Below are 11,169 nucleotides of genomic sequence, written 5' to 3'. Positions count from 1 at the left end.
ACTCGGGAGGTTGGTCGCCGTGAGTGACCGCGACCGGAGAGGTGAGTCGCCGTGAGCGAGACGCCCGGCCCGCCCCGGACCGACCGGACCGCGCGGGGTGCCCTGCTGACCTACGGCGCGCCCCTCGTCGGCGCGCTACTGGTCTCGGTCGGCATCGCGGGGAGCGTCCTCGGCGGGTACGCCGTCGTCCAAGCAGAGTTCGGCCTCTGCGGCAACCCGACCATCGGGGTCTCCGAACCGCCCGCCGCGACGGGCGCGGGCTCCGGGCCGGGTGCGACGAGTCCGGTGCTGGCCAGACTCGACGCGCAGGACCTCTCGCCCGCCGAGCGGAGCGCCGTCGAGCGCGCGCTCGCGGAACCGGGCGGACAGGCGGACGTGCGCGGGGCACTCGCCAACCGCGAGGCCTTCGAACGCGGCGCGCTCGTCAGCCTCGACGGGACGACCTACTACGTCACCGTCGTCTCGTCGGTCGAGTGTCTCGGCGTGGACCCGCTCGTCCTGCCGCTCGGACTGGTCGCCATCCTGCTCGGAATCGGGGGCGTCCTCACGCCGCCCGCGTACCGGCGACTCCTCGAACGCGGCGACGCCGGGCGGTTCGGCCGGTAGGCCGGACATTCGGCCGGTAGACCGGGCGTTCGGCCAGTAGACCGAGCGACTCGTCGGCTCCTCGTTCCTTCGACCGGCAACTCAGAGCGAGACCTCCGCACCGACGTACAGCACCGCGACCAAGAACAGCCACACCGCGTCCACGAAGTGCCAGTACAGCGAGACCGTCGAGACCGAGGTGTCGCGCTCGGCGTCGTACTGGCCACGGAGCGCGCGCCAGAGGAGAATCCCGATCAGAACCACGCCGAGCGTGACGTGGAGACCGTGGAGACCCGTCAACCCGAAGAACGCCGAGGCGAACACGCCGCTGGTCAGGGTGAAGCCCTCCTCGACGACGAACACCTCGTATTCGAGAACCTGTCCGCCGAGGAACGCGGCCCCGAGTGCGAACGTCACGCCCAACAGCGCGAGGAACCGGCGTCTGTTCCCGTCGTGGAGCGCCGTGTGCGCGAAGTGGAGCGTGAAACTCGACAGGACCAGTAGGCCGGTGTTGACCAACACGAGCGACCCGAGGAGTTCCGGCAGTTCGCCCGGCGGCCACGTTCCGACCCGGACCCAAAAGTAGTAGGCGAACCCCGCGCCGAACGTCGCCACGTCGGTCACGAGGAAGACGGCCATCGTCGCGCGGTAGGCCCGGCGCTTGCGCTCGCTCGCGGCACTCGCCCAGTAGTCGCTGAGGAACGCCTCGCGGAGCCACCCGACCAGTCCGCCGGTGAGGACGGCGAACCCGACGACGGCGATGCCGACCCCGACCGACTCCGGGAAGATGTCGGCCCGGCTTCCGGCGAGCGCGAGCGCGGCCCCGACGTAGAGGACCGCCGCGCCCCCGGCCGCGACGATGGGCCAGCGGCTCCGATGCTCGTGTTCGTGGTCGCGCTCGTCGCTCTCTCGGACTGCGGCGTCGGTCTCCCCCATCCGCGGGGAAGACGACGGCGAGCGAAAAACGAGTTGTGGTCGGTTCGCCGCAGTCGGGCGCTCGTCAGTTGGCCGTCGTCACCGCATCCTCAGTCCGCCGCGGTCGCGGGTCCGTCACCGGCGTCCGCGGGGTCGGTCAGCGCCTCCTCGGTCCGGAGTTGGTCGAGCGCGTCGGCCCCGTTGACGGCCATGAACACGAACCCGACCTTACTGATGAGGTCGAGGTAGGTCACGACCATCACCTCGGTCCCGACCTGTAGCAGGCCGACGCCGAGCGGGCCGAGGAGCCAGACCACCGGGTAGATGGTCCAGAGGACCACCGTGAGATTCCGGAGCTTCGTGAACACCGCGGTCACGCGGTCGCCGTGGAGGGTCGCCTGCCGGGGGAGGACGCTCACGAGCAGGTACAGGAGGCCGACGTAGGCGACACAGCCCAGCAGGTACGCGCCGTAGCTGTACGGCTCCGACAGCAGGCCCGCGGCCACGCCCGACCCGATGACCAGCACGTCCACGCCGACCAGCGCGGCGTAGGTCCGCTTGTCGGGGCGACAGAGCATCCCGAGGTACAGCACCAGCAGGGGCGTCGTCACCAGCCAGTCGAGATACCGGGGCAGGAACAGGGAGGCGTCGCCGACAGCGACCTTCCCGACGCCCAACGCCATCGCGAGGTACGCCGCCGCGGCGAACCCGGTCACGCCCGCCAGCACCGCGTAGTAGGTCGCGTACTTGCGGTCGGTGGCGAACCGCCACAGCGGGTAGACCGTCCCGACCGTCATGCCGAGAGCGCCGAGCCAGAACCACGCGACGGTGAGGTCCATCAGTCGCTCACCTCCGCGCTCCGGAACTCGGTGTCGTCCAGCGGCCCGGCCCCGCGCGTCACCCGGAAGTCGTCGAGCAGTTCGGCGAGTTCGCTCGCGCGCTCCGCGAGGTCGTCGGCGTCGTCCCGAACGTCGGCCAGCGTCTCGGTCTGGGCCTCGGCTGCTTCGGAGACGGACTCGGCCTGACTCGTGGTCTCCTCGCTGATGGAGGCCACGTCGTCCACCATCTGGACGACCGCCGACGAGGACTGGGCTTGGTCGTCGGTCGCGGCCTGAATCTCCTGAATCCGCGCGTCGGTCTCCTCGACGTACTCGGCGATCTCTTCGAGCGCGTCGATGGCTCCCTCGACGGTCTCGACGCCGGTACTGATGCGCTCGCTGGTCTCGGTCATGCCCTCGACCGACTGGGCGGTCTTCTCTTGGACCCGCTCGATGCGGCCCTCGATTTCGGCCGCCGATTCTTTGGTCTCCTCCGCGAGGTTCTTCACCTCGTCGGCGACGACCGCGAAGCCGTCGCCCTCCGCGTCGGTCCGGGCGGCCTCGATGGAGGCGTTCAGCGCGAGCATGTTGGTCTGCTCGGCGATTTCGGTGATGACCTCCACCACGTCGCCGATGGCCTCCATCTCGGCGTCGAGTTCCTCGATTTCGGCGGCGGTCTGCTCGGTCTGGGCCTCGACCGCGTCCATCTCCGCGAGGGCCTCCTCGGCGGCTTCCTTGCCGAGTTCGCCCGCGGCCGCGGCCTGCTGGGAGGTCGCGGCCACGTCGTCCACGGTCGCGGCGACCTGCTGGGCGCTGGCCGAGAGGGTGTTCATCTCGCTGGCGACCTCGCCGAGTTGGTCGGTCTGGCGGGCCGCGCCCTGCGAGATTTCGGTCACCGAGTCGCTGACCTCCTCGCCGGTCGTCATCACCTGTTGGGCGCTCTCCTCTACGTCCACGACCGCGTTCGAGACGTGGGAGGCGAACCGCTTGACGTTCGCCACCGTGCGCTCGATGTCGTCCAGCATGTCGTTGAGCGACTCGCCGATGGCGACCATCGCCTCGCTCCGACTCTCGGTCTCGACGCGGACCGAGAGGTCACCCTCGGCGGCCCCGTTCATCACCTCCTCGTAGTGGCTCGCCTTCGATTCGAGGTGCGACGAGAGGGCTTCGGCCTCCTCGCGGCGACTCTCGGCCTCGCGCCGGGCGGCCTCCGCGCTCTCGCGGGCGTCTTCCGCGCTCTCGCGGGCCTCCTCGGCCTCGTCGCGCGCGGTCTCCGCTTCACGTATCTGCTCGCGCAGGGAGTCGCGCATCCGGGCGAACGAGTCGTGGAGCGTCCCGAACTCGTCGCGGCGGTTGGTCTCCAAGTCCACTTGGAGGTCACCGCCAGCCATCGCGTCGGCCTTCCGGGAGAGTTGCCGGAGCGAGACGACGGTGTTCGACCCGACGGTCACGCCGACGAGCGCGAGGCTCACGACCGCCACGAGGATGAGTCCGAGGATGTTCGATGTCACGGCGTCGCTCAGCGCGTAGGCCTCGCTGGCGGGCGCGTGGACCACGACTACCCAGTCGGTCGATTGCATCGGCGCGTAGGCCATCAGCGTTCCGCCGTCCATCTGCATGAAGCCTGACTCTCCGGCGAGTCCGTTCTCGACCGCGGCACTGTCCGCGCCGCCGTGGTGGGTCGTCAGGAGTTTGCTCGCGTTCGGATGCGCGAGATAGTTCCCCGACGAGTTCAGGACGACCGTGTAGCCGCCTTCGACGCCCCCGGTCAGCGAGCGCGTGTGCTCCTCGATGTTGACCATGTAGATGACGCGCTTGTCGGGCGCGTCGGCAACCGGCGCGACGACCGCCACGACCGGGAAGTCCACGACGGGGACGGTGAACGGCTCCGAGACGTGAACGTCCTTCCCGTCGAAGTTCGGCGGGTCTGTCGCGAACGGTGCGCCCTGTTCGGCCGGACTGACGCCGACCATCTTCTCGCTCGAACTGGTCACGATGGTCTCCTCGCCAGCGTCGTAGTAGTGAACCGCGACGACGCCGTCCGGGACGTTCCCGTCGGCAACCATCCCCGTCAGGTGGTCGCGGATGCGGTCGCGGTCACCGCTCTCGAAGACGGGATGTTCGGCGGTCAACTGCGTCTGGGTCTTCACGCCGGAGAGCCACGCGTCCAAGCTCTCTGCCCGCGAGTTCGACAGCGTTTCTAGCTCGTCTTGGGCGTCTTTCTGCACCTGCTCGGCGGTCTGGGCCTGCACCAAGGCCCCGACCGCTACCGTTATCGCGACGACGGACACCAGCGCGATAGCGAGTTTCAGCCCGTAGCTGCGTCGTATCCGCTCCAGAAATGGCGTTCGTTGTCCCATTTTGGTTTTTCTCGAAAACGGATAAGTATTCGAGAAAAATAAGCGTAGGTGGTCGTATCACGGATGATAATCGGGGGATTCGTATCTATCAGTCGTGTTTCGTCTGAAAACTGTAGTGCCAACTACCGCGGGGGCCCGCGTGGCGCGGGTCGGACGCCAGCGGCGGTTCAATTAGCCGTACCCGGCGGGTCGGCTGTCGGGGCCGGTTGGCCGCGGCCCGTCTCCGCCGAGAACCGTCGCGTGACCGTTGCTCCGGCAACCGTCGAGGGTTGTTGAAACCCGGCGGACACGTAATTCAAGTTGAACCGGGGGGTTTTAGTATTATCTATTTCAGAGAACGTCGGCACCGAATTCACCCGTCAACGATTCCCGTATCGAGAGCTAACGTTTCGCATGGTAACTGACGGCACCCCGGCGAAACAGGTGACGATACTCGTCGCCCTCGGCATCCTCGCCCTGCTCGCGCTACTGTTCGTCGGTCTCGTCCAACTCCTCGGTCTCACCGGCGTCGCGGTGTTTCTGGGTCTCGTCGGACTCGTCGCTCTCGTCGCGGCCGTCGCCGGAGTGACCCTCGAAGTCGCGTTCGAGGGCGTCGCGTACGCAGTCGCCGTCACGCTACACACGGTCGGTCGCCTCGGCGAGCGATTCGGCCGCTGACGGTTTTTGGGGTCGCCGCTCCCCGTTCGTCCCTCGTCCCTACTTCTCGTCCGTCGGTCTGAACGCGAGCCGATAGAGGTCCTCGTCCGAACACTCGCCAGCGCCCGGTTCGCACCGCTCGGTCTCGACCACGCGGTAGGTCCGGGGCGGAACCTCCCCGGCCCGGACGTTCATCCAGACGGTCGGCTCGGTGCCGGGGAGGTCGGCGTACACCTCCTCGCGCTCCCCGACGCAGGCCGGGGCGAGTCCGTTCAACCGAATTACGTCGCAGTCCTCGCCCTCGCACCGCGACTCGACCGTGAAGGTGGTTCCCTCCGAGTGGCCGGTCCCGCAGGTGACGCCCGCGAACCGTCCCGAATCTCGGCGCGCGAGAGCGGATTCGCTCGCCGCGAGTCCGCCACCGCCGACTGCGAGCGCGCCAGCGGTCCGTTTCAAGACGTTGCGTCGGGAAATCGACTCCTCGGAGTTCGGCTCGACCATCGCCGCCAGAGACAGCACTTTCGCCCTTGAGTCTTTTCGGCGTCGCCGGATACGTTCCGAAAGTGGTGTGTCGGCGGCCGGTCGCGTCGCGGCTACGCGCCGCCGAGGTAGCCCCACGCCTGCAACCGGTCGCCGTCGGACTCGACCCACCGATCGCCGATGTCGTCTCGGTAGTACATGTTCGGAATCACGACGTTACCGATGCGGTCGTACGCCTGCCGCTGTGCGTCGCGCATCGTCTCGCCCTTGCCGGTGACGACGAGGACGACGCCCGAGGAGCCCGCGACGCGCCACTGCCCGTCCACGTTCTTGGTGTCCTCGATGTGGACGCCCGCGGTCCGCTCGGGGTCCTCGAAGACGACGGCGGCGTTCCGCGAGTTCTCGTCGAACGTCGTCTCGTCGTCGAAGGGGAACGGCGGCACGCAGACCCGGACCGCGACCTGATACCCCCGGTGGACCGAGAGGTCGGGGTCCTCGCCGCGGGCGAGACCCACGAAGAACTCGCCGGTCGGCGACTCCATGCCCTCCTCCTGTAGGGCGATGGTGGGGTAACCGAACCGAGGAGTGAACTCCAGCGGGTAGACGCCGTCCTCGTCCACGATGCAGTTCACGTCGATGGACCCGACGTACCCCTCGTCCGCGAGCCATCCCGCTAGCTTCCCGAGGGTGGTCTCGAACAGTCGGTTGCGCTGACACCAGAACATCGAGGTGCCCATCTCGCCGGTCGAGGGACCGATGTTGCCCGGAAAGAGCTTCTTGTGTTCGAAGTTGATGTTTATCGGCTCCACGAACGAGTCGCCGTCGAAGAACCCGCAGACCGCGACCTCGACGCCCTCGACGCGGCGCTGAAGCTGGAACCCCTTCATCCGGTGGCCCCACGACTTCTCGTAGGCGCGCAGAACGTCGATTACGTCGCCGCCGTCGCGCTCGCGGCCGACGTACAGCAGGCGCTTGACGTTCTGGACCTCGCCGAGGGGCTTGACGACGTAGGGCGCGGGGTTGTCCTCGACGTACGCGATAGCCTCCCCGAAGTCGGTGAACTCGCGGTGGGGCAGGGTCTCGACGCCGTGGTCGGCCAGCACCTCCATCGCGTACCCCCGGTCGGATTCGAGGCGGTCGGTCGCCGGAGTACCGCCGACGACGGCCTTCCCCCGTTCGCGTAACTCCTCGGCGAGTTCGCCGGTCCCCAACTCGCCGTCCACCCAGATGTCGTCGAAGACGATTACGTCGGCCCACTCGATTTCGGCCCGCCAGTCGTCGGTCTTGGGCACGAAGCCGTCGGCGACTTCGGCCTCCGACTCGGACTCGACGTAGTAACGCACGTCGTGGCCTTCCCGGCGAATCTGCCACGCGAGGTCCCCGGCGAGCGGTTCGTCCAGCGAGCAGAACAGGAAGTTCTGAGTCTCCATGTGGGGTTTGGAACGCGAGCGGACAAATGCGTGTGGTCGAACTCCTCGGCCGGGCGGCGACCCCGGACGCGGGGATTAACTCCCTCCGCGGCGAATCCCCGGCCGTGATAGAACGACGCTGGCGCGGGTGGACGACGCCCGAGGAGGCCGACGAGTACGAGCGACGCCTGCGCGAGGAAATCGTTCCGGGCTTCGCCGACGAGACCGACGACGGGTATCGCGGGTTCCGCCTCCTCCGGCGCGAGAGCGGCGCAGAAGCCCCGGACGACGCGAGCGGCGACGAGGCGGAAGTCGAGTTCGTCACCGCGATGCGGTTCGACTCGCTGGACGCGGTGGCCGATTTCGCTGGCGAGGACTACGAGCAGGCCCACGTCCCCGACATCGCCCGCGAGGTCCTCTCGCGGTGGGACGACCGGGCGCGACACTACGAGATTCGCGTCGAGGAGGAGTACTGAGCGGCGCTACCGGTCGCGTCGCTCGCGGAGTACGTCCCGAAGAATCGTCCGGTGACACCGCTTGTCGTCGGTGTTCTCGTAGCAGACCAGCCACACGTTCCGCGAGTCGAGCGCGTCGAGGAGGTCGTCCATCGCGGCCCGCGCCGCGCTCGTTCGAAGGTGGTCGCGGTAGCGCGCGCCGAAGTCCACGCGGTCCCACACCTCGTCGTGGGTCAGGTCGTCGCGCTCGTCGGCGAGGGTCTTGAACTCGCTCAGGAGGTCGTCGGGCGGCGCGAGTCGCGGGTCGTTGCGGTCGAGGTGGGTCTCGATGCCGTACGAGGGGCGGCGCACGACGCCGACCACGAGGTCCTCGTCGTCGGGAGTCGCGTGGCCGTGTTGGAGCGCGGCGTGGTAGGTGTCGCGGAGTTCGGGCATGCGTCGTCTCCTCCCCGTCGGCTACAGTCCGGTCGGCGCGTCGATGTACGTCGTTTCGAGACCCCAGTCGTCGGCGAGCGACCGGAGCGACCGGACGCCGAACGTCTCGGTGGCGTAGTGGCCCCCGAGGAGGACGGTAATCCCCGCCTCCCGCGCCTCGTGGTAGGCCTTCTGCTTGCCTTCGCCGGTAATCAGGGCGTCCACGCCCGATTCGACCGCCTCGTCCAGCCAATCGACGCCGCTCCCGGTCAGGACGGCGACCTCCTCGATTTCTTCCGGCCCGAAGTCGAGGACGCGCACGCCCTGTCCGAAGTGGTCGAGTTCCGATTCCAGCGTCTCGCGCAGGCGGTCGGTCGGGATGGGGTCGGGGGCGATACCGCGCTGGCCGACGTGTTCCGGCCCCAACTCGCCGAACGGTTCGCGCGATTCGAGACCGAGGAGGTCCGCGATTCCGGCGGCGTTGCCCAGCTCCTGATGGCCGTCGAGCGGGAGGTGGGAGACGTACAGCGCCACGTCGTTCTCGATTAGCGGCGCGATGCGGTCGTGCTGGCGGCCGGTCACGCGCTCGATGCCGCCCCACGAGAGGCCGTGGTGGGTCACCAGCAGGTCGGCACCCCGGTCGGCCGCGGCCTCGATGGTCTGCTCGGCGGCGTCCACCGCGAACGCGACGGTCTCGACCTCGCGGTCGTCGGGGCCGACCTGCAAGCCGTTGGCACTCGCGTCCACGTCGGCGTAGTCGCTCGTGCGTAGCTCCTCGTCGTATCGGGCGACGATTTCGGAGAGGTTCATACTGTTTTCGAGTTGTGTTCGGGAGATGCTTGTATCTGTATCCCTGCTCTCGATGGGTCGTGTCGAGATGGGTCTCCGAAGTGGATGTTGGCCGACCGAACCGCCGTGGAAGTTCCGCGTTGCTCCTGTTTCCCCGCGGTGAACGTTCAGTGCCGAGAAACGGCGGTGAAAGTCGAGACGAAGGTAGCTACTGCCGACTCGAAGGAGTCTCCCGCACTGCGACCGCACCGCGCCGGTCGAATCGGTGCGGAGCATCCTAAGAAACCTACAAAATTCCTAAAGAACGGAAAATATTGCTCTACACCGGATCCGTCGCGTTCGCGTCGGCGTCCGCGAAGACGAACTCGCGGAGCAGTTTCCCACCGAGCGCGGCGGCCTGTCCGTCGTCGCGGTCGTTGACCTCCACCACGTCGAATCCGGCGACAGCGCCCGTGGCGGCCACCTCGCGCACCACGTCGCGCATCTCGCGGGGCGTCATCCCGAACGGCTCCATCGTGCCCGTGCCGGGCGCGAATCCGGGGTCCGCGCCGTCGATGTCCACGCTGAGGTAGATGTCAGTTTCCGCGTCGAAGTCGGGCGACCAGTCGGCGACCTCCTCGGGGGGTACGACCGTCATGTCCGACTCGCTGGCGCGATTCCACTCGTCCTCGCTCCCGGTTCGCGCGCCGAGGAGTATCGCCTCGTCGGCCACGTCGAGGGCGTGGCGGGTCACGGTCGCGTGGCTCAACTCGTTGCCGTCGTACTCCTCGCGCAAGTCGAGGTGCGCGTCGAGACAGACGAAGATGTCGGGGTCGGCCGCGCGGACGCCCGCGACCGTGACGGTGTGTTCGCCGCCGAGGAGCAGTGGCACGGCGTCGTCCCACACCGCGTCGGTGGCGACGCCCTCCAGATAGTCGAGATACTCCGCGGCGTCGTCCCACGCCCGCACGTCGCCGTGGTCGTGGACCGCGAGGTCCGAGAAGTGCTGGTCGGTGCGCGCGTCGTAGTCGTCGTAGGTCCGGGCGAACCGCCGGATGCGCTCCGGGCCGAACCGGGCACCGGGTTGGAACGTCGTGGACACGTCGAGTGGCGCGCCGACGACCACGTAGGCGGCCTCCTCGCGGTCGGCGGACGCGCCGGGAAACATCTATTCGAGAATCTTGCGCTGCTCTTCCATTTCGAGGTACTCGATCTCGTCGTCGGGGGACAGCGAAACGTCACCGGGGGTCGCGATGGTGATGGTCTCGTAGGTTTCGAGGTCCATGACCTGCGCCACGTCGGCGCTCTCGACGGAGACGACCTGCCCCTGTTTCCGGTTGATGATGGGGACCCAAATCTTGGCGTCGACGGGCTGGGAGAGACTACGCTTCTTGCCGTCGAAGACGCCCTCGGCCTCGATGCGGGCTTTCGCACTGCCGTGCTTGCCCGGCTTGGCCGTGCTGTAGGAGTTGATTTCGCACGCCGCGTCCTCGATCATCACGTAGTTGCCTTCCTGCAGGTCCCGCACTTCCTTCTGCTCTTTTGCCATATGGCCGGATAGCAGATGCGACGGTATAAACAGTTTGGAATGCGTTTTCCCCGGCTTCCCGTCATTTCGACCGGGCAGTCGGTTCGGACGGCCGACAGCTCTCGCCGCGGCGACCGAACGACGAGAGCGACCGGACGAAAAGAGCGACCGAGGAGTCCGCCAGTGGCCCGACCGACCGAGCGCGACAGGTGAGAGCCGACGAAAGCGGAGGACCAACGAAATTAGAGAGCGAGCGTGAGGGAGGGCCGAAGGCGCGAGGGAGGGTGAGCGCCGGACGGGCGAACGCGGAGCGCCGGACGGGCGAACGGGGGCCGCCGAGCGGAGGACACGGCGAGGGACCGGAGGCGGGAGGTGACTCGTTCGCGCGGGCGTCAGTCGGCCCGGTGGCCGTGACCCGCGACGAGCGCGACGGCGTGGACCGCCAGCAGGACGACCAGCGACACGCGCTCGAAACCGGGAATCCGGCCCCCGAGCCAGCCAGCCATCACGGGGACGTAGAACAGCGGCAACACGACCGCCGACCAGAACCCGACGAACTGGAAGGGCGTGGCCAGCACGTCGAGGGCCGACTGGCCGAGTTCGAGGGCGTCCGCGAATCGGTTGTCGGACAGGTCGTCCGTGAGCGGGCTGTCGATAGTGGAGGGAGCGTTCGACATTGGGGTGGTCACCTATCTCCTGCTTGCACCCCCAACCCCATATAAAGGGGCGAGCGTTAGCGGAAATTTGCGTCTTTTACCCCCGTCCCGGAGCTTTTCTCCGGTTTTACGTGACGCTCTCGAC

Annotated in this window: 13 protein-coding genes; 3 read left to right on the top strand and 10 right to left on the bottom strand. The window is 67.9% G+C overall.

Annotation, left to right across the window (positions count from 1 at the left end; all coding sequences use genetic code 11):
• The first annotated feature begins 51 nt into the window (after window positions 1-51).
• A complete protein-coding gene (locus EPL00_RS08960) occupies window positions 52-606 on the top strand; it encodes a hypothetical protein (protein WP_135853030.1) in 555 nt (184 codons plus the stop codon).
• 81 nt (window positions 607-687) lie between these two features.
• On the opposite strand, the gene EPL00_RS08955 is transcribed toward EPL00_RS08960, so the two are convergent.
• The 3 genes from EPL00_RS08955 to EPL00_RS08945 all read right to left on the bottom strand — a co-directional run bounded on the left by EPL00_RS08955 (window position 688) and on the right by EPL00_RS08945 (window position 4,678).
• A complete protein-coding gene (locus EPL00_RS08955) occupies window positions 688-1,521 on the bottom strand; it encodes a cytochrome c oxidase subunit 3 (protein WP_135853031.1) in 834 nt (277 codons plus the stop codon).
• A gap of 89 nt (window positions 1,522-1,610) precedes the next feature.
• Window positions 1,611-2,339 carry a bacteriorhodopsin gene (locus tag EPL00_RS08950; protein WP_135853032.1) on the bottom strand — a complete coding sequence of 243 codons (729 nt, stop codon included), beginning with the start codon at window positions 2,337-2,339 and terminating at the stop codon, window positions 1,611-1,613.
• Window positions 2,339-4,678: a methyl-accepting chemotaxis protein gene (locus tag EPL00_RS08945; RefSeq protein WP_135853033.1), complete on the bottom strand. Its 2,340-nt coding sequence runs from the start codon at window positions 4,676-4,678 to the stop codon at window positions 2,339-2,341. Before EPL00_RS08945 ends, EPL00_RS08950 begins: the two co-directional genes overlap by 1 nt.
• 393 nt (window positions 4,679-5,071) lie before the next feature.
• On the opposite strand from EPL00_RS08945, the gene EPL00_RS08940 reads away from it, so the two are divergent.
• On the top strand, window positions 5,072-5,335 hold the full coding sequence (locus tag EPL00_RS08940) for a hypothetical protein (protein WP_135853034.1): 264 nt from the start codon (window positions 5,072-5,074) through the stop codon (window positions 5,333-5,335).
• 39 nt (window positions 5,336-5,374) lie between these two features.
• On the opposite strand, the gene EPL00_RS08935 is transcribed toward EPL00_RS08940, so the two are convergent.
• Both EPL00_RS08935 and EPL00_RS08930 read right to left on the bottom strand, forming a co-directional pair.
• On the bottom strand, window positions 5,375-5,815 hold the full coding sequence (locus tag EPL00_RS08935) for a twin-arginine translocation signal domain-containing protein (RefSeq protein WP_135853035.1): 441 nt from the start codon (window positions 5,813-5,815) through the stop codon (window positions 5,375-5,377).
• 92 nt (window positions 5,816-5,907) lie between these two features.
• Window positions 5,908-7,224: a phosphoribosylglycinamide synthetase C domain-containing protein gene (locus tag EPL00_RS08930; RefSeq protein ID WP_135853036.1), complete on the bottom strand. Its 1,317-nt coding sequence runs from the start codon at window positions 7,222-7,224 to the stop codon at window positions 5,908-5,910.
• Window positions 7,225-7,256: 32 nt separating this feature from the next.
• Between EPL00_RS08930 and EPL00_RS08925 the strand changes: the two genes are divergently transcribed.
• A complete protein-coding gene (locus tag EPL00_RS08925; protein ID WP_202932584.1) occupies window positions 7,257-7,679 on the top strand; it encodes a hypothetical protein in 423 nt (140 codons plus the stop codon).
• A 6-nt stretch (window positions 7,680-7,685) separates the two neighbouring features.
• Here the strand turns inward: EPL00_RS08925 and EPL00_RS08920 are convergent, their stop codons facing one another.
• From EPL00_RS08920 to EPL00_RS08900, 5 genes are all read right to left on the bottom strand, one after another.
• Entirely contained in the window at window positions 7,686-8,093 is a 408-nt protein-coding gene (locus tag EPL00_RS08920; protein WP_135853037.1) for a DUF488 domain-containing protein, read from the bottom strand.
• 21 nt (window positions 8,094-8,114) lie between these two features.
• Window positions 8,115-8,882 carry a Nif3-like dinuclear metal center hexameric protein gene (locus EPL00_RS08915; RefSeq protein WP_135853038.1) on the bottom strand — a complete coding sequence of 256 codons (768 nt, stop codon included), beginning with the start codon at window positions 8,880-8,882 and terminating at the stop codon, window positions 8,115-8,117.
• A gap of 298 nt (window positions 8,883-9,180) precedes the next feature.
• Entirely contained in the window at window positions 9,181-10,008 is an 828-nt protein-coding gene (gene speB, locus EPL00_RS08910; protein ID WP_135853039.1) for an agmatinase, read from the bottom strand.
• Window positions 10,009-10,389 carry a translation initiation factor IF-5A gene (locus EPL00_RS08905; RefSeq protein WP_135853040.1) on the bottom strand — a complete coding sequence of 127 codons (381 nt, stop codon included), beginning with the start codon at window positions 10,387-10,389 and terminating at the stop codon, window positions 10,009-10,011.
• A 371-nt stretch (window positions 10,390-10,760) separates the two neighbouring features.
• Window positions 10,761-11,045, bottom strand: coding sequence for a hypothetical protein (locus EPL00_RS08900; protein WP_202932583.1), 285 nt, complete (start codon window positions 11,043-11,045; stop codon window positions 10,761-10,763).
• Between the last annotated feature and the right edge of the window lie 124 nt (window positions 11,046-11,169).

This window comes from Halorussus salinus (assembly GCF_004765815.2).
In the GTDB taxonomy this organism is placed as follows: Archaea; Halobacteriota; Halobacteria; order Halobacteriales; family Haladaptataceae; genus Halorussus; species Halorussus salinus.
The sequence above is the reverse complement of the archived record's forward strand: the minus strand, read 5'-3'. Positions and strand labels throughout refer to the sequence as shown.